At 59.6% G+C, this 16,838-nt stretch carries 16 protein-coding genes and 1 pseudogene; 4 read left to right on the top strand and 13 right to left on the bottom strand.

The genetic code is table 11. The features are described from left to right. Positions 1 to 31 precede the first annotated feature (31 nt). The 6 genes from QCE69_RS05695 to QCE69_RS05670 all read right to left on the bottom strand — a co-directional run bounded on the left by QCE69_RS05695 (position 32) and on the right by QCE69_RS05670 (position 3,456). Positions 32 to 709, bottom strand: a complete 678-nt coding sequence (locus tag QCE69_RS05695) for a lytic transglycosylase domain-containing protein (RefSeq protein ID WP_201661350.1) — start codon at positions 707 to 709, stop codon at positions 32 to 34. Further along, on the bottom strand, positions 709 to 1,308 hold the full coding sequence (locus tag QCE69_RS05690; protein WP_309929833.1) for a hypothetical protein: 600 nt from the start codon (positions 1,306 to 1,308) through the stop codon (positions 709 to 711). Before QCE69_RS05690 ends, QCE69_RS05695 begins: the two co-directional genes overlap by 1 nt. A 344-nt stretch (positions 1,309 to 1,652) precedes the next feature. Beyond that, positions 1,653 to 1,937, bottom strand: a complete 285-nt coding sequence (locus QCE69_RS05685; RefSeq protein ID WP_309929831.1) for a hypothetical protein — start codon at positions 1,935 to 1,937, stop codon at positions 1,653 to 1,655. Beyond that, positions 1,930 to 2,163, bottom strand: coding sequence for an AlpA family transcriptional regulator (locus QCE69_RS05680; RefSeq protein WP_201661341.1), 234 nt, complete (start codon positions 2,161 to 2,163; stop codon positions 1,930 to 1,932). The genes QCE69_RS05685 and QCE69_RS05680 overlap by 8 nt, the downstream gene beginning before the upstream one ends. Positions 2,164 to 2,279: 116 nt before the next feature. Continuing rightward, positions 2,280 to 2,816, bottom strand: coding sequence for a hypothetical protein (locus QCE69_RS05675; RefSeq protein WP_309929829.1), 537 nt, complete (start codon positions 2,814 to 2,816; stop codon positions 2,280 to 2,282). A gap of 241 nt (positions 2,817 to 3,057) precedes the next feature. Beyond that, the gene (locus QCE69_RS05670) at positions 3,058 to 3,456 is read right to left on the bottom strand and encodes an ACT domain-containing protein (protein ID WP_201661335.1); all 399 of its coding nucleotides are present in this window, start codon (positions 3,454 to 3,456) and stop codon (positions 3,058 to 3,060) included. Positions 3,457 to 3,663: 207 nt separating this feature from the next. On the opposite strand from QCE69_RS05670, the gene QCE69_RS05665 reads away from it, so the two are divergent. Both QCE69_RS05665 and QCE69_RS05660 read left to right on the top strand, forming a co-directional pair. Continuing rightward, positions 3,664 to 4,608, top strand: a complete 945-nt coding sequence (locus QCE69_RS05665) for a fatty acid desaturase (RefSeq protein ID WP_309929825.1) — start codon at positions 3,664 to 3,666, stop codon at positions 4,606 to 4,608. Then, the gene (locus QCE69_RS05660) at positions 4,601 to 5,869 is read left to right on the top strand and encodes a hypothetical protein (protein ID WP_309929823.1); all 1,269 of its coding nucleotides are present in this window, start codon (positions 4,601 to 4,603) and stop codon (positions 5,867 to 5,869) included. The genes QCE69_RS05665 and QCE69_RS05660 overlap by 8 nt, the downstream gene beginning before the upstream one ends. Positions 5,870 to 6,133: 264 nt before the next feature. Here QCE69_RS05660 and QCE69_RS05655 read toward each other — a convergent pair whose 3' ends face one another. The 6 genes from QCE69_RS05655 to QCE69_RS05630 form a co-directional block, all read right to left on the bottom strand. Beyond that, positions 6,134 to 7,108, bottom strand: a complete 975-nt coding sequence (locus tag QCE69_RS05655; protein ID WP_309929820.1) for an HTH-type transcriptional regulator ArgP — start codon at positions 7,106 to 7,108, stop codon at positions 6,134 to 6,136. Between the two features lie 895 nt (positions 7,109 to 8,003). Then, complete coding sequence (locus QCE69_RS05650) at positions 8,004 to 8,954, bottom strand: electron transfer flavoprotein subunit alpha/FixB family protein (protein WP_309929818.1); 951 nt, start codon at positions 8,952 to 8,954, stop codon at positions 8,004 to 8,006. A gap of 14 nt (positions 8,955 to 8,968) precedes the next feature. Then, positions 8,969 to 9,718 carry an electron transfer flavoprotein subunit beta/FixA family protein gene (locus QCE69_RS05645; RefSeq protein WP_201650253.1) on the bottom strand — a complete coding sequence of 250 codons (750 nt, stop codon included), beginning with the start codon at positions 9,716 to 9,718 and terminating at the stop codon, positions 8,969 to 8,971. Positions 9,719 to 9,731: 13 nt separating this feature from the next. Further along, a complete protein-coding gene (locus tag QCE69_RS05640; protein WP_201650252.1) occupies positions 9,732 to 10,877 on the bottom strand; it encodes an acyl-CoA dehydrogenase family protein in 1,146 nt (381 codons plus the stop codon). A 21-nt stretch (positions 10,878 to 10,898) separates the two neighbouring features. Continuing rightward, positions 10,899 to 12,464 (bottom strand): CoA-transferase, encoded by a 1,566-nt coding sequence (locus QCE69_RS05635; RefSeq protein ID WP_309929815.1) that lies wholly within the window; start codon positions 12,462 to 12,464, stop codon positions 10,899 to 10,901. Continuing rightward, complete coding sequence (locus QCE69_RS05630; RefSeq protein WP_309929814.1) at positions 12,457 to 13,230, bottom strand: enoyl-CoA hydratase/isomerase family protein; 774 nt, start codon at positions 13,228 to 13,230, stop codon at positions 12,457 to 12,459. Before QCE69_RS05630 ends, QCE69_RS05635 begins: the two co-directional genes overlap by 8 nt. A 184-nt stretch (positions 13,231 to 13,414) precedes the next feature. Between QCE69_RS05630 and QCE69_RS05625 the strand changes: the two genes are divergently transcribed. Beyond that, the gene (locus tag QCE69_RS05625) at positions 13,415 to 14,785 is read left to right on the top strand and encodes an FAD-dependent oxidoreductase (RefSeq protein ID WP_309929813.1); all 1,371 of its coding nucleotides are present in this window, start codon (positions 13,415 to 13,417) and stop codon (positions 14,783 to 14,785) included. On the opposite strand, the gene QCE69_RS05620 is transcribed toward QCE69_RS05625, so the two are convergent. Further along, positions 14,782 to 15,459, bottom strand: coding sequence for a GntR family transcriptional regulator (locus QCE69_RS05620; RefSeq protein ID WP_201650248.1), 678 nt, complete (start codon positions 15,457 to 15,459; stop codon positions 14,782 to 14,784). The genes QCE69_RS05625 and QCE69_RS05620 overlap by 4 nt on opposite strands. Before the next feature lie 237 nt (positions 15,460 to 15,696). On the opposite strand from QCE69_RS05620, the pseudogene QCE69_RS05615 reads away from it, so the two are divergent. Next, a pseudogene (locus tag QCE69_RS05615) lies at positions 15,697 to 16,743 on the top strand (MFS transporter); the annotation flags it as partial. Positions 16,744 to 16,838 lie beyond the last annotated feature (95 nt).

Here is a 16,838-nt window from a genome sequence, read left to right as displayed (position 1 = left end):
TGAACTGGATTTGCTATCGAAGGGAGACGGGCTAGAACACCACCGCACTACCGCGCGGGTCATCGGCATTCGTGCCCGATGCGGTATCCAGCGGATCCGGATCCGGCAGCCGGTGCATCGCTGGTTGTGAGGAGGTCCGGGTAGCGGGCATGGCCCGCTCATCAAGACCAGCCGGTCCAGTCGGAACAACCGGAATGGCTTCAATCGCCGGCACGACGGTATGTGAGGGAATCGACGCCGGCAGGCGGGCGTTATTGACCACGCGCTGCACATACCCGGTGCGATAGCCCGCCGAGAAATTGCCGCTCGCGTAACACGACAGGCCTGCGCGCAGCGCGGCCTGTGGATCGCGCCGACCATCGGTCCGCGCAGCCCGCGCTGCGGTAAAGCAGCCCTCGAGGATCGCTGCTCCCGCAGCCAGGTTGCGGCACGGATCGAAGGCGCGCTGCTCGTTCAGGCCATACGCCGCCCAGTTCGTGCGGTTGACCTGCGCGAGACCGACGCTGAAGTTCCATCCGCCAGTTGCAAGCGCGCGAGCGGTGGCCTCGGCTTCAGTCTGGTTCGCCGGCTGACGCACCAGTCGACCGTGCACGACACCGATCGCATACGGATTGAATCCGGACTCCGTCCGCACGATCGCGGCCATCGTGACCGGCGAGACCTGGGGGGCGCACTGCTGCACGAGCGTGGCAAAATCGAGCGGCAGCATCAGTGCCCCCTGCCGGCAGCGCTGTTCTGCTGTTCATTCTGCTGCAGGAAGAGCGCAGCAGACCGCGATGGGTCGTATGGCACCGCGGAGGGCAACTGAGACGGCACCTGTGCACGGCCTGTGCCGTAGTACTCGGTGACGGTCGACCCCGCACCCGCGACATCCCACCAGACGCGGGTATAGAGCTGGTTGTCGATCTCGACATTGATCGCGCCCGTGGCACGGCACATCAGTTCGCTCTGTTCCGGGCCGCCCCAGTAGAGGAGGTCTTCCCGGCAATAGCCCCCGCTCGCGAACGTATTGGTAGCGAACGTTCGCTGCGACCCACCCGCGCCGATGTCACAGGCCGGGAACGGATCGCCATGCAGCAGCGCACTCCATAGTCGCTCGATCGGTGGCACGCACGCACCGTACTGCTCCGGGCCGCCCGGGTTGGACAGGCAAAGCAGCACCTGACAGCCCCAGTCATCCGCGTGCGCCACGCCTGGCGCGATAACGCACGTGCCAGCGAACACTGTCAGGGCAAGCGCGCACCGATGCACGATGCGGCGAATCCCGTTCAGCCGCCATCCGTCAGTTTTCAACCGAGGCATATTCATGATCCGCTTCCTTCCCATCGATGCAACGCCGACGTGTCAAACCGGATGGGGAAAAAGGAACCCGCGGCGCCGGGGAGGCAAACCGCGGGCTCAAGGGGGATCAGTCGTTACGATCAGGCAAGTAACAGAAGGACCTGCGAACGCAGATCCCGGATCGGAAAACGACCACCATGCTCACACGCATCCGTTGATACATCGGGGCCGCTAATGCGTACTCGGCCGTGCATGTCGCACATAGGCCGGAACAGGTTGTCGAATTACTTCCAGAGCATTACTGACGAAGCGCGAAATCGTTTCGCAACGATCAACCGCACTTTTTTCAACATCGAGCCCGACACTTCAGGTCACGACTTCTTTGCAAGCAGGCTCGCCAGTGCCCGCTTTGCGGACGACAGCTCACGCTCGTACCCGTGCCAGGGATGTCGCGGAATTCCCAACCGCCGACATATCACCTCGCGACCGGCACGCCACAGATACGCCATGCACAGCAGTTCACGTTGACGTACGGCGAGACGCTGCCACGCATGCTCGACGCACTGGGCATCGATCGGATCATACGAGCCGCGACTGGCGCTCGCCCAGTTATCCAGACGCGCATCGATAGAGCGCTGCTTGTCGCTTTCAGGCATCGCGGCGCTCATCAGCAGGCGGCGGAACGCGATATCCCGCCGGGTCCTCAAGGAAGCGCTCGATGTCCGATGCGCGCCACCCAACCGCGCGCTCGCCAAGACGGATCGGCCGCGGGAATGTCCCTTCCTGCATCCGCTGATAGATCGTCGAACGCTTCAGGCCAACTTCCCGTTCAACCTGCCCGCGCCGTAGTATTGCGCCTGTTCCCCTTAACTGGACCGACATGGCCAACCTCCCGCTGTCCTGTTCGAAAGAGTTGCTGCATGGGTCTCATTCAATCAGGTGAGAGGCCTGACGGGCAATTCCGTCATATCGGCGGACCTACCCGTCGGAAGGCCGATTCAACGATGACGTCCATCTGACTCATTGACAGAGTCCGGCCTAAGTGCGGCGGCAAAGGTTTGAGCACTACGCGACGCCTCGCCGTTGGCCTGCCCTTTGAGCCCGAGTCGTTCATCGATTGCGCGCGCAACGGTTGACGATTTCGGCGGGCGATCCGGCTCCCACTCCGACCAGTACTCCTGCATGACCTCAAAGAGCACCTCGAGCGTTCGCGTCAGATGAGGAAGGTGTACTGTCACGCCGCGCTCTTGCGCGGCTTTCACGGACGGTGTCTCGTCCCCGACAGTGGTAAGCGCGAAAGGCAGGCGCTCGAGCCGGCGTTCAAGATGTGACGCCCAGACGTGATGCATCACGACGGTCCGGGAGATAGCAAGCTCCAGACGGGCAATACGGCGCTCGCGCCCCCTCAGACGCGCTGTCAGGCGCGCAATTAGCGCCTGCGCTTCTTCACTACGCTGCTGCCAGTATTCAAGCTCGGGCGTCGAGCCCTGATCCTTTGGTCCTCGCGCCACACGGTCATTATCCGATTCGAACATCCTCCCTCCTCTCCAGCGCGGCACGGGAACGCTCGATATCCACATCGATGCCCCAATCACGGCTTGATCAGGCCTCATGTCCCCCGTTGCAGGGGCCGCACCCTTCCCCTGATCTCCCATTAATCTATTGATTGCGTAGCCGCGCAGCAAGCCAGAGCCTGCTCGGGAAACGAAAATTGCCCGTTGTACAGAAAAAATAACGAGCCGGATCTCAGAGCCTTTACATCCGGCCAGGTGCGCGTCAACCAGACGAAGCGGCGATTTCGAGCAGGAGCGTCATCGCTTCTTCAGCTTTCTCGGTGGGCACCAGGATGTGATCATGGTAGTAGCCCGCAATCACATTACATGAGATGCCCGCCCCGGCGAGCTTGCGGCTAATCACGGCGATAAGTCCCACCGCCTCCAGACTGGAGTGGACTGACAGGGTGATGAGACGGGCGTCGTAGGTATAGGCGAGTCCGCGCCGGAGCGCTTCATCACGCTCGATGATCGCTGTCAGGCCTTCGCGCTCGCGGACGATGCAGAAGGCCAGTAACCCGGCCGGCAAGTTGAAGTCCGGAAACGAACAATAGACATAGGTCGCCTCCGCCATGGCAGGACTGAGCGTCGCACACAGCTTTGCAAGGTCCTTTTCGCTCAACTTTCCACCCTTTCCTGATAGTGACGTCATGCCGCCGTGAGTGGCACACGCGTCATAAGTTTAAAAATGCTGCACACCGGGCAGCATTTTTAACTACCGCCACCCAGACAGGATCGACCGCCTAAGATCAGATCAATGCCTTTACTAAACAGATACGCGTTCAACGATCAGAAAACGCCGGGGAATTCACATAACAAGGAGCCTGCCATGAGATCGCCTGCATCATCATCCGTTATTGCCGATCAGGCGACCATGCACGCCGCACTAGACTCAACAGGAATGGACTGGAAAACTCCGCGCGCCAGAACTTGGCGATCCCTCTCGGACATCGCCACGGACTGGGTAATCATATGCCTTACCGTGTGGATTGCCTATCGCATTGGGGTCTGGGCAAGTATCGCTGCGATCTTCGTCATCGGCAACCGCCAGCGGGCGTTGGGTAATCTCCTGCACGAGGGTGGACACCAGAACCTGAGTAACAACCGCGATGCGAATGACCGGATCGCCTGTGTCCTGCTTGCGTCGCCGCTGTTCAACGACCTAAGCCTCTACCGGCTCCAGCATGCCTGGCATCACGGTTCACTCGGCGACCCGGCTCGCGATCCGGACTATCTCATCAGCGTCACACACGCGGGTGACCACTGGTTCAGCGTCTATCTTCGCGTGCTGATCACGCCGTCCATGTGGGCTGGCTCGGTCCTCGGACATTTCATCGACAGTCGTCTCACTCGGCGTCAGATGCTTGCTATCGTCCTCTGGTGGACCGTATGCGAAGCACTTCTAAAGGTCACCATCGGAACGCATTTCGCGGTGCTGTTTTTTGTTCTATGGATGGCCGCGCGCGCGACGGCATTCCATGCCATCACAACGTTTCGCGAAATGACCGATCACTACGGACTCGAACCGGGCGGCATATTCTCCTACACCCGCGATATACCGGATCATGGCCTCAGCTCGGTCTTCCTGCATCCGCATCACAACGGCTATCACCTGACCCACCATCTGTTTCCACATGTCCCCTACTTCGACCTGCCCGAGTTTCACAGTCGCCTGAAGATGATTTCTGCATTCAATGAACGCGCGATCATTTGCGATTCCTACGTGAAAGGCGGTCGAATCAGCGCAACAAATTGGGGGGCGGCTCATGTCTGAACGGAAGCTCAATACGGTTCAAATTGCAAGCCTGCTGGTTTCCACAAGCTGCGGTACTGGCTTTCTCCTTGGCACAGGCGAACTCGCGATCCGCGGGGGAATGGCAGGCTGTCTCTATGCGATCGCCAGTGCGTTAGGCCTGGTTGCACTCGCCGGTTGCGCACGTGGCCTTTCGATAACGGGGCAGTCCCTCTGGATCAGGTTTGACCGAATCTATGGCGCCTCAGTGGGTCGCGCAGTGGCCTTGCTGTCCGTTGTATGGATGACCGGCGTGCTTGCCGCCCAGATTCGGGGAGGAATAGCGATACTGACACTGGCAGGTATCGACCAGACTTCCGCTCTTCTGATTGTTGATGGGCTGTTAGTCTGCCTTTCGACCTTGCGACTGTCGTGGCTTGCTGCTGGGTTCGCGATCTGCATGCTCGCATGCAACGTCGTGCACGTGCGTGCGCTGTTCCTAACCAACGGACTCGACGTGTGGCTGCATGCGCCCCTCCAGTTTATTGACGGACTTCGGGGATCGACGCTTGACCATACAGGGTCCACAGTCGCGTCGGTCGTGCTCATGGTAGTCTTTGGTGCAGACTATCAGCAGTTCTTGCTCGCGGCCCGCACGCCGACGATGGCGCGAAACGGAAGTCTCCTCGCAGCAGTATCCGTTTTCCTGATTGGCTTTCTGCCAGCTTCTGCGGTCATCGCAGCCTCGCCGGTCTGGCATCTTCAACACCTCGTCGACGCCGTTCAGGTCATTCCGGCCGTGCTTATTCACACCCTCTCCGGACATTCGGGGACCATGGCGCGGACTCTCGTCATCGTCATGTTGCTCACAACTGCTCTCGGGGCAGGCTGCTCGGTTCTGAGAGCAATGGCCGACGCCACCGCGGCTGTAGGCCCGCGTTCTGTGGGCCGGCCTATCTGGTCGCGTGTCCTGCCGATCGCGGTTGGCACGATAGTCGCCATTCATGGCCAGAGTCTGGTCGACATGATGGTCGATCTGAACATGGTCTACATTACTGCCGTTGGTCCGCTGTTGGGACTTACTTTGCTAAATCGTCGAATTTCCGACAGGCGTGCCAACGCAACACTGGCGATCGGCGGCTCCATAGCTATCGCGCTTTACTTCGTGAGGTGGACAGGACTGAAGGCCACCGCGGAGACCTATCCGTTGGCTGCATCCTTTCTTCCCGTGCTCCTGATTGCCGCACTGCTATGGCGTCGTTCAACAACGTGTCAAGAAAACGAGCCACTCGGAAAGTTTTAGCAAACCATCACAGCAAACCTCGCCGGTAGGCTGCGCGTCCCTCCGAAAACTACCACACCGAACTGGCCCATGCGCACGCGGACCCGCTCGGTCTTAAGCACCCCGCTGCTTGCCACACGCACTAAAGGACGCGACTGCTACGTACGTCAAATTCGATCGCAAACCTCCCGAATGACGGCTAACATCGAACTCTTAACGACCGGAGAGCTCGACCGACGCTCGTCAAGATGAGCGGCCGAGGTCGCCTCCGTTAATTGCGTGAAACTAACTGTTCCCTGAATCGTTCTGTCCGTCGACAGAGCCGGTTGCCGCCCATCGACCTCCCTTTACAGAATAGTGCGGTGATTCAGCCGTCAGTTGAGTCAGTACCTCGCGGGCGTGATGCATTATCAGTTCACTGATCTGGCGCGCGTTGGGCGGCGCCGCCTTCCAGTGATGCCAATACAAGCTCACCGCGATCTTACGCTGTGGCGCAATCGAGATCACATCACCCGAGTCAATTAAGGACTGAATCTGCAGGGATGGCACAAGTCCATATCCGACGCCCGCCCTGATTGCTGACAGTAACGCTATTGGAGACGGGAAAAAGTGCGTCGCGTATCCGTTTACGGGAAACCCAATAAGGCGCTCCAGGAAGATGGAATGCAACCCGTCTTTGCGATTAAAAAGCACTGCGGGTGCGGCAAGAATATTGTGCAAGGTGACACCATCAGCGAAGTGTGTCTTAGCAAATTCGGGAGTCGCTACACACTCATACTCCATCTCGCCAATCGGTTCCGCCACGAAACCTGTTGGCGCGCTGCTCGCAGTCGACACACATCCCATCGCCTCGCCACGCGTCAGCACCGACAGGGTATAGTCTTGGTCATCTACGATCAATTCGAGCGAAAGATTCTCCTTGGCTATAGCACACGCGACCGCCTCAAACCAGGTAGCGAGCGAATCAGCATTTACCGCGATTGCAATCTTTGTCCTCCCCTTTTCCGCCGGCTTGATCCGCTGCAGAGTATCCGCTTCAAGAAGCTGCAGCGCCTGGACATGGAGCAACATGATTTCCCCCGCAGGGGTCAGCATCATCCCGTCGCGTACCAGCAGAGGAGTGCCAACAGCCTCTTCTAATGCAATCATTCGCTGCGAAACAGCACCTCGGGTCACATTCAACGCGTGCGCTGCTCGACCAAAGTGTCGCGTTTCCACGACTACGGCGAACGTCTCGAGTTGTTGCCTGTCAAAATTCATCTTACTCGGCGATGTTGGGCAAGCCGCTAGACTAAAGTTCGCTGCGCTCCCCATCTCGAAAACAAAAGTCTATCAACGCAAGAGCATTCTGCTGCTTGGAAGCGCCATCCGAACACATCATTCCGGGTGACGTTCTCTCGGCCCTAAGGGAGAGAACGTCAAGCTCCCTCGAACGAACTGATCTCCGCAGGTGTTACCGATCTCAGCAGTGGTCGCACGCGCCGGAAGCCAATGCCGTCGAGGGACCGGCGTTGCGCAAACACAAGTCACTTCGTGACGATTTAGCATTGGCGCGCGGAGCACGGCCGAATCCCTGCACGCATGAATGTCTTTGGCTGATTCGGCTGCTCGCACTTCGGCTGCCGTAGCCTCAACTCAGCGACAGACCACTACCTCTTCCGATAGAGTTGAAGCTAATCGCCTGATTGCCCATCACTTTCCGGCTCGACTTGCAATCCAGGCAGCTTTCGCCGCCCGGATCGCGCATTCGAAATCGTGTCTGGTTGACAAGCGCCGACGCGAAACGATCACGAGCCAGCCGCCATCGACCCGGTGCCAACGTATGAGCGAATCGTCGATGAGCATAGTTAGCCATCGCCACAGTGACGCATCCTCCGTGTCTGATCGTGCGCCAGCTTCCACGAGTTTCAGGTCCATGTTCTCGCATGAAGCTTTCGCGGCACGCATTGAACCATCAAAATCATATCCTCTAGACACGCACGTGTAGTCGACCGCAACGAGCCAGCAATTCCCCGTATCTCTCCATCGAATCCTCGAATTTTCCATGAGCGATGCGAACCATCTCCATAGCGACGCATCGTCCGCGTCGGCGCGGAGTCTGCCAGCTCGCCGGAGTGCTCCCCGCGTACCCGAGAGGCTCCCGCTGTAAAGATTGTCAGGCATCGAGCGCGCTAACAAGCTCTGGCACGATCGTGAACAGATCGCCCACGAGGCCGTAATCGGCGACGCTGAAAATTGGCGCTTCTTCGTCCTTGTTGATCGCGACGATCACCTTCGAGTCCTTCATGCCGGCCAAGTGCTGGATCGCACCCGAGATGCCCACCGCGATGTACAGTTGCGGCGCGACGATCTTGCCGGTCTGGCCAACCTGGTAGTCGTTCGGCACGTAGCCCGCATCAACGGCCGCGCGCGAGGCGCCGAGCGCCGCGTTGAGCTTGTCGGCGAGCGGCTCGAGCAGTCTCGTGTAATTCTCACCGCTGCCGAGGCCGCGGCCACCGGAGACGATAATCGGTGCGCTCGTCAGTTCTGGGCGATTAAGCTTCGTCACTTCCCGGCTCACGAACTGCGACAGTCCACTGTCCGCTGCTGCGTCGATTTTCTCGATCGATGCGCTGCCACCTTCGGCTGCCACGGCATCGAACGCGGTCGTGCGGACCGTGACGACCTTGATGCGATCGGACGATTGAACCGTCGCGATTGCGTTGCCTGCGTAGATTGGGCGCTCGAACGTGTCTGCGCTGTCGACGGAGGTGATGTCGCTGATCTGCGCGACGTCGAGCCTCGCGGCGATGCGCGGCGCGACGTTCTTGCCCGCGGCCGTGGTGGGTACAAGGATGTGCGAGTAATTCTTCGCAATCGCGAGAACCGTCGCCTCGACATTCTCAGCTAGACCGAATTCAAGTTGCGGCGCATCGGCAAGCAGCACCTTCGATACGCCGGCAATTTGCGCCGCTGCATCGGCAGCATTCTGTGCCTCGTGGCCGGCGACCAGGACGTGAATTTCGTCGTTGAGAACCGTGGCAACCACCGCCGCGGCGGCCACCGTATTCAACGTTGCGGCCTTTATGGATACATTGTCGTGTTCTGCAATAACCAGAATCGTCATTTTCTCGGCTTCCTTTACAGCACCTTGGCTTCGGTCTTCAACTTATCGACAAGCGTCTTCACGTCTGGCACCTTCACGCCCGCGTTACGCTTCGGCGGTTCGGCCACCTTCAGCGTCTTCAGACGCGGTGTGACGTCCACACCAAGACTCTCGGGTTTCACCGTCTCCAGCGGCTTTTTCTTCGCTTTCATGATGTTCGGCAGCGTCACGTAGCGCGGCTCGTTTAGGCGCAGGTCAGTTGTCACCACGGCGGGAAGCTTCAGCGAGAGCGTTTCCGTACCGCCGTCGATTTCACGCGACACCGTGGCCTTGCCGTCGGCCACGACGACACTCGACGCGAAGGTAGCCTGCGGCAGGGCTGCCAGCGCAGCAAGCATCTGGCCAGTCTGGTTCGAGTCATCGTCGATCGCCTGCTTTCCGAGAATCACAAGTTGCGGCTGCTCCTTGTCCACAAGCGCCTTCAGCAGCTTGGCGATCGCCAGTGGCTGCAAATCTTCGTTGGATTCGACAAGAATCGCGCGATCCGCGCCGATCGCGAGCGCCGTGCGCAGCGTTTCCTGCGACTGCGCCGCTCCCGCTGACACTGCGATTACTTCCGTCGCGACACCCGCCTCTTTCAGGCGCACCGCTTCTTCCACGGCGATCTCATCGAAGGGGTTCATCGACATCTTCACATTGGCGATATCGACGCCCGTACCATCCGACTTCACACGAACCTTCACGTTGTAGTCCACCACCCGCTTGACTGCGACAAGTACTTTCATGCGTAATCTCCGCTTAGGAAGTGGCCAGCTCACGGGCGATGATGAGTCGCTGCACCTCGCTCGTTCCCTCAACGATCTGGAGGACCTTTGCCTCGCCGAGCAACCCCGAGACCTCGTAGTCCTCGAACACGCCGTATCCGCCATGCACCTGCAGTGCGATGTCTGCCGCCTCCGATGCGAGCTCCGTTGCAAACAGTTTCGCCATCGACGTCTCAGTGCGAAAGCTCCGGCCCGCGTCCGTAAGTGTCGCGGCATTGCGGATCATCAGTTCCGCTGCGTGCGCCTTGGTCATGACTGTCGCAAGCGGAAACGTCAGACCTTGATGCTCGAAGATCTGTACGCCGCCGACGCGACGACCGTTTCCGTATGAACGAGCCAGGTCGAGACATTTTTTCGTAAGGCCGAGGCCCGCAGCGCCAACCAGGATTCGCCCGACGCTCAGGGTCGTGAGGATCTGCTTGAGGCCGTCCCCGCGATTGCCGACCATATACTCCTTCGGGATACGGCAATTGTCGAAATACAGTTCGACTGACTGCGCGATTCGCCAGCCGACCTTGTGAGCGGCCTTGCCGACCGAGAAGCCGGGCGTGCCGACTGGGACAACGAACGTCGATAGGCCCTTGGGCCCTTTCTCGGGATCCGTTACTGCGATGACCGTCGACAGACCATGCAGTGGCGTACCAGCGTTCGTCGAAAAAATCTTGGCGCCGTTGATGACAAAATGATCGCCATCTTCCTCAGCTCTCGTTTTGATACTGGCCACGTCGGAACCGCCCGCCGGTTCGGTCACGCCAAACGATGCAAGTGTCCGGCCTTCGCAAAGCGGTTTGAGCCAACGCTCCTTGAGCGCCGGTGAGCCATAGCGGGAAATGACAGTCATCGGTGCACTGTTGCACAGATAGATCGCCGCAAAGCCCGGCTCGACACGGGCCAGAGTTTCGGTTACGAGCGCCGAGCCACGCACACCAAGACCACCACCACCGTATTCCGGATCGTATGCAGTGCCCATAAAGCCGAGTTCGGCAAACTGGCGCACCAGTTCGGTCGGAAATTCGTGACGCTCGACGAATGGCCGCACGGCCGGGCGTAGCGCACGCTCCGCGAAATCGGTCACACCGTCCAGCAACAGCTTCTCGTCTGAATCCAGGTCCATCAACATGTTCTTACCTCTGTCTATGTGTTAATCGCGGAACAGCCCGTCATCCATCGTCTTCAGATCATGGACGATGGCCTTCGGAGCGAATTCCATCTGCCCTAGAATGTCCCGCTGGACGTCGATGCCTGGCGCCACTTCCTGAAGCACAAGGCCATCGCGCTCCACACTGAAAACCGCCCGCTCAGTAATGAGAAGCGCGGACTGGCCGCGATCCCGCACACCTTGAATGAGCGGATATGTGATCTGCTCGACCCTGCGGACAAATTTACGCGACTTGCCCTCACGCTCGATAGCGAGCTTGCCGCCTTCGGTTGCGACCTTCAGGCCGCCGGTGGTGAACGTCCCAGTGAAGACAAGGCGTCGCGTGTTCGTGGCGATGTCAATAAAGCCACCCGCGCCGGGATTGAACGACGCAAACTTGCTGACGTTGACGTGACCTGCCTCGTCGAACTGCGCAAAGGCGAGCGCGGCGAAATCGCAGTTGCCGCCATCGATGAAATCGAACTGGTACGCGCCGTCGAGCAACGCCTGCGGAAACATGTTCGCGGAAAACTGCCAGCCGCTCATCACCACGCCACCGAAGACGCCGTGTTCAGTGATATGCGGATATCGCCAGATGCCCTCGTCGTCGAACAGCCCAGCTTCGGCCATCACAAGCGGAATGTCGGAGGAAGCCCCAAAGCCGAAGATCGTGACCTCCCCCTCACGCACTTCGCGCGCCGCGCGCCGCGCGATGATGCGGTCAGCGCCACTGGGACTGGGCGGCAGCGCGTCGGCTGCGAACTTCCCCCCGAGATAACGCTCATCGAAGCAAACGTCGGTCGTCATCATCGCTTCGGCGTCGACGGTGACACGATCGACGAGCGCGCCGGGAATCCGCATCTGATGTGCAGACAGTTCGCCGCGCGGGACGATCTTCCTCACCTGTGCGATTACCGTACCGCCGCATGCCTTCGTCGCCAGGGCTAGCGCAATCGCAGATGACTGCAGCGGTTCGTCATCGAAAGACAGATTGCCGTACTCGTCTGCGGCGCTGGCCCTGATCAGGGCGACATTGATGTCCCACGTGGGATAGAAGAGATACTCCTGCCCGTCGAACTCCCGCACCTGCACGAGCTGCTCGCGGGTTGCGCCATTAAGCCGGCCACCCTCCTGTCTCGGATCGATATAGGTGCCCAGGCCGACCTTGGTCAGATAACCGGGACTGCGACGTGCCACCTCGCGCAACCAGTGCATCGACGCGCCGATCGGCCATGCGTATGCCTCAACCTCGTTGCTCTGAATGAGCCGCATCAGGGCGGGGCGTTGTCCTGTCACCGGATTGACGGGGTTGATGTAATTGCCACATACGATGCGCTTCATCAACCCCGGTCTTGCGACGTGGTCCATGCCCGGGATGGCTAGCGCGTCGCCGGTTCCGACGGGAAAATAGAATGTGAGATCGCTGGCTCCCGCACCAACTGTGAAAGCATGCGCAATCTCTCTGAGCAGCGCGTCCGGCGTGAGCCACCCGATCACACCCGTGCTGGCAACGACGTCTCCGTCGCGAATACAGCGGACTGCTTCAGCAGCGGTGCAGACCTTACTCATGGGCCACCCCCTTGCGCTTGCGCTCCAGCGTCTGTCTCGCGGCGGGTTCCCGGCAGTTTTCCACGAACAGCCGGTTCGCTTCGAAGTCGATCGCCTCGGCATCCTTAAGCATCAAGCCCGCGAAAAGTCGCTTTGTCGCAGCGACGGCGGGCGCCGGCAGCGCCGCAAGCTTCGCGGCAACCTGCAGTGCGAACGCCTCTACCTCGTCGTCGTTCACTGCGTAGTCCACAAGGCCGATCGCCTGCGCCTGCTTGCCATCAAGCTGCTCAAGGCAGTAGCAGAGTCGACGGGCCTGCGCTGTGCCAACCCTTTCAATCAGGGGTTTCAATCCCCACGGCGTAAGCCAGCCCAGCGGCACCTCGGGCATGCTCCAGCGGGATTCGCGACCGGCTACGACGATGTCGCAACAGGCAGCAAGGGTAAATCCCCCTCCAATGGCAAAGCCGGCCACTGCAGCAACAACAGGCTTGGACACAAAACCGATCAGCCGCCCGATGTCGCCGCACTCCTGCTCGAACCGTCCCATGTCCTCCAGGGACAGCGTCGAGATGAAGCCAAGATCGCTTCCCGCGCAAAAACCACCGGACTTGCCTTGGAGCACGATCGCCTTCACTTCGGAATCCCGATCAGCGCGCCACAACATCTCCCGCAGTGCGTTCACGAGTGTCTGGTCCATCGAATTGCGCCGCGCGAACCGGTCAATGGCGAGCACGAGCACGCCGTTTTCAATGTGTGCATCCAGCACACGAGCCTCGTCTGTTGACATGACTGTCTACTTCTCCTGTTTGAACTGCCCGAAGTCCAGGCTGCCTGACCTGTAATATATTACTAGTATCCGTTATGAGCATCGGTGTTTACCCGTTTCGGTGTAATGGCGCGCGCAAAATAGGACGGGCTTCGCTACAGCGCAAAGTCGTGTAATATATTTCAAATATCCAATGGAGACAGCCATGACATCTGACCGTTACTTTCGCGGATGGGAAACCATCCACAACTCGCCGGCCTTTACGGACGTACCTCTGCTCGCAGAGGTCGACGTTTGTGTCGTAGGTGGAGGCGCGGCCGGTGTGGCCGCTGCGACGATAGCCGCCGAAGCGGGTCGGAGCGTGATACTCGTGGAGCGTTATGGTTTCTGCGGGGGGGCCGCAGTGGCTGGTATGTCCGGCACGATCTGTGGCATGTTTCTGGCAAGCGACAGGACGCGAACACCTGAACAGGTTGTGTTCGGATTCACGGAGCGATTCAGGAAACGGCTGAGTGAGCGGGGAGGCCTGACCGCACCCCAGATCTACGGCAAGACTTGGACGGTGACTCACGATCCACTGGTCTGGAGCGAGACGGCAGACCAGTTTCTCAATGACGCGGGTGTGCGGCTTCTCTACCACACCGTGGTAACAGGAGTGCTGATCGAAGACAGCACCTACCGGGGACTACTGCTCGAATCCTCAGCCGGCCGCAGCACGGTCAGGGCGAAGGTCATCATCGATGCGTCCGGCGACGCATCCGTCGTGGCTCGCGCGGGGGGACGCTATACCTTCGGAGATAACGGAAAAATCCAGAACCCAACAATGTTCTTCCGACTAGGCAACGTCGACTGCGACCGCTTCCTCGATGCGTGGGGCTCCGATACGATCTGCCCGCCCTGGGTCACTGAACGCATCCGGCTGGCGAACGCCGAACATCGGTACACCCTGCCGCGCGAGAAGATCTGGGTGTTTCCGACACCACGCGACCATGAATTGCTGGTCAATGCCACGCGCCTCCAGGCGAAGGATGGCCGCATGCTCAACGTCATTGATCCCGAGGACTTCACACAGGCAGAAGTGTTGGGTCGCGAGCAGGTTCGCGAGTACGCGCGTTTCTTCGCGGAAAACGTCGCCGGTTGCGAACGAAGCTTCGTCATCGATACGGGCGTTGAAGCCGGTATCCGACAGACCCGTTCGATCGTCGGCGTCGACACCCTCCGGAACCAGGACGTGCTCGAGTGCCGCAAGCGTCCGGACGGAATCTGTCGTGTACCATGGCCCATCGAACTCCATGCCGGCGAACGACCGAAACTGCACTGGCTACTGGACGATTACTACGAGGTACCCTACAACGCCATGATCCCGGAGAACGGCGAAAATATCATCGTGGCCGGCCGCTGCCTCAGCGCGGAGCATGAAGCGCTCGCATCCGCGCGCGTAACGGCCCAGTGCTTCGAATACGGTCACGCCGCCGGCCTTGCCGCGTCATATGCGCTCGCTAACAATGTGACCGTCCGCGCCCTACAGGGTGAAACGATTCGCGCCCTGATGAAAGCACACGGCAGCGCGCTTTAGGGTGAGCTGCGCCCCGCCTCGCGCATGAATATCTTGCGGGTGAAATCCTCGATTCGCTTCATCAGCTCGACCGCAGCCTGTTCTGCGATGGCGGCGTCACCCATGGCGACCGCCCGCCCCCGCTCGGAGTGCAGCCGCGATACCTCCGAGAGATTTGCCAGTTCTTCGTGGTAGACGTAGTAGAAGCGTCTCGATAATCCGAAGAGCGGTGCGATGGCAGCCGACGCGAAGGGATTGCGCGCACATTGGGCAATGTACTGGTTGGCAACGAAGACCGCCCTAAGGTAGGCGTGAATATCGTCACGCTTTGCCGCCTCCTCAAATTCCGTTGCCATCTCCAGCAATTGCTTGCGCTCGGCAGGCATCGCCCTTATCGCAGCCCATGAAGAGATCAGGCGCTCCAGGTCTGCACGCAACTCAATGACCTGGAGCTGCTCATAGAGATCGATTCGCGAGACGCGCACCCCATGCCGCGGCACTGTCTCAAGAAGTCGACCGGCCTCGAGACGTTTGACGGCTTCTCGAACAGGCGTCCGACCGATCCCCACGAGATCGCTCAGCGCGAACTCGCTATAGGTCGAACCCGGCGGTAGCTCGAGCGTGACGATCAATTCTTCCAGTTTGCGATGCGCCTGGTCAGCGAGCGACGGATTTGATTTCGGTACCTGTAGCATGTTGCTCCCCCGATAGCCTAGTGCCTGTTTCACATACTACAAATATATCACACGTCCTGGTACTTCCCGATGTTAGTGCTCATCACTGTGATACGGGTAATCCATCATGCGCACGAATTTCAGCCTGTAATATATTACTGATGTTCCATGAAAATTCGCATTTGCCGGCGCCATGCCGACCGCGACCGATAGCCAGCGGCGCTCATGGCCGGGCCATAACCAAGGAGACACATCCAGATGAAAGCTGAAAATCTCGCCGGCGCCGTGAACGCTGCCGGTCGACTGGAACGGCTACCGTTGACCAGATACCAGCGCGGCATCTTTCTGATCATCGCCACCGCGTGGCTGTTTGATTCCATGGACCTCGCCGCGATGACGTTTGTCTTAGGTTCGATCAAGACCGAATTTGGATTGAGCACCGCAGCCGCAGGCTTTGTCGCCAGTTCCAGCTTTTTCGGTATGTTTATCGGCGCGGCGCTGGCAGGTATCCTGTCGGACCGTTTCGGCCGTAAACCCGTTTTCCAGTTCAGCATGGTTATCTGGGGCGTGGGAAGTCTGCTCTGCGGGCTGTGTGCAAACGCATCCCAACTCGTCGGCGCTCGAGTGCTGCTTGGTGTGGGTATGGGCATGGAATTGCCCATCGCGCTCACCCTGGTCTCAGAGTTTCTTCCGACCCGAGTTCGAGGCAAGTACAGCGCCATTCTCGAAGGGTTTCTTCCGGTGGGCTTTGTGGCAGCAGGCATACTGATTTATTTCCTGATGCCTGTGACCGGCTGGCGTGGCGTGTTCATCGCACTCGCCGCGCCTTCCCTCCTTCTGCTGGTGATCCGCCGCGCCGTCCCGGAGTCTCCCCGATGGCTTGAAACCGTGGGGCGCAACGCGGATGCTGAGCGCACTGTCTCCGCGATCGAGGAGAAGGTCCGCCGCCGTTCGGGAATGATGACGCTGCCACCGATCGCAAAAATTCCGGAGGCGCTCGGGGTCGGCAGACACAGCACGCTCGAAATCCTCGCGGAACTGTGGCGTGCGCCTTACGCCAAGCGCACGCTGATGCTCTGGGTGGTGTGGTTCTTCACGCTACTCGGATACTATGGCCTGACATCATGGCTCGGTGCGCTGCTGCAGGCGGCGGGCTACCAGGCGACGAAATCCGTTTTTTACACAATCATCATTTCAACCGCCGGCATCCCGGGCTTCTTCTTCGCTGCATGGCTGCTTGAGGCGTGGGGGCGCAAGAAGGCAGCGATCTCGATGCTCCTCGGCAGCGCGCTAACGGCCTATATCTAGTCGGTCTTGCAGAATCGCGCGAAGCCAAGCGCAGCGTGCGGATAGGTGCAGATAAGCAGTTGCGAAACTCCCAGTTTCAATATGAAATGGGC

Origin of the sequence: Caballeronia sp. LZ032, from assembly GCF_031451315.1 — a bacterium.
In the GTDB taxonomy this organism is placed as follows: domain Bacteria; phylum Pseudomonadota; class Gammaproteobacteria; order Burkholderiales; family Burkholderiaceae; genus Caballeronia.
The sequence above is the reverse complement of the archived record's forward strand: the minus strand, read 5'-3'. Positions and strand labels throughout refer to the sequence as shown.

What these genes read in the sequence shown, in the direction of transcription:
- QCE69_RS05695 (WP_201661350.1), bottom strand. Translation starts at nt 709, where the DNA reads ATGCTGCCGCTCGATTTTGCCACGCTCGTGCAGCAGTGCGCCCCCCAG.
- QCE69_RS05690 (WP_309929833.1), bottom strand. Translation starts at nt 1,308, where the DNA reads ATGAATATGCCTCGGTTGAAAACTGACGGATGGCGGCTGAACGGGATT.
- QCE69_RS05685 (WP_309929831.1), bottom strand. Translation starts at nt 1,937, where the DNA reads ATGCCTGAAAGCGACAAGCAGCGCTCTATCGATGCGCGTCTGGATAAC.
- QCE69_RS05680 (WP_201661341.1), bottom strand. Translation starts at nt 2,163, where the DNA reads ATGTCGGTCCAGTTAAGGGGAACAGGCGCAATACTACGGCGCGGGCAG.
- QCE69_RS05675 (WP_309929829.1), bottom strand. Translation starts at nt 2,816, where the DNA reads ATGTTCGAATCGGATAATGACCGTGTGGCGCGAGGACCAAAGGATCAG.
- QCE69_RS05665 (WP_309929825.1), top strand. Translation starts at nt 3,664, where the DNA reads ATGAGATCGCCTGCATCATCATCCGTTATTGCCGATCAGGCGACCATG.
- QCE69_RS05660 (WP_309929823.1), top strand. Translation starts at nt 4,601, where the DNA reads ATGTCTGAACGGAAGCTCAATACGGTTCAAATTGCAAGCCTGCTGGTT.
- QCE69_RS05655 (WP_309929820.1), bottom strand. Translation starts at nt 7,108, where the DNA reads ATGAATTTTGACAGGCAACAACTCGAGACGTTCGCCGTAGTCGTGGAA.
- QCE69_RS05650 (WP_309929818.1), bottom strand. Translation starts at nt 8,954, where the DNA reads ATGACGATTCTGGTTATTGCAGAACACGACAATGTATCCATAAAGGCC.
- QCE69_RS05645 (WP_201650253.1), bottom strand. Translation starts at nt 9,718, where the DNA reads ATGAAAGTACTTGTCGCAGTCAAGCGGGTGGTGGACTACAACGTGAAG.
- QCE69_RS05640 (WP_201650252.1), bottom strand. Translation starts at nt 10,877, where the DNA reads ATGTTGATGGACCTGGATTCAGACGAGAAGCTGTTGCTGGACGGTGTG.
- QCE69_RS05635 (WP_309929815.1), bottom strand. Translation starts at nt 12,464, where the DNA reads ATGAGTAAGGTCTGCACCGCTGCTGAAGCAGTCCGCTGTATTCGCGAC.
- QCE69_RS05630 (WP_309929814.1), bottom strand. Translation starts at nt 13,230, where the DNA reads ATGTCAACAGACGAGGCTCGTGTGCTGGATGCACACATTGAAAACGGC.
- QCE69_RS05625 (WP_309929813.1), top strand. Translation starts at nt 13,415, where the DNA reads ATGACATCTGACCGTTACTTTCGCGGATGGGAAACCATCCACAACTCG.
- QCE69_RS05620 (WP_201650248.1), bottom strand. Translation starts at nt 15,459, where the DNA reads ATGCTACAGGTACCGAAATCAAATCCGTCGCTCGCTGACCAGGCGCAT.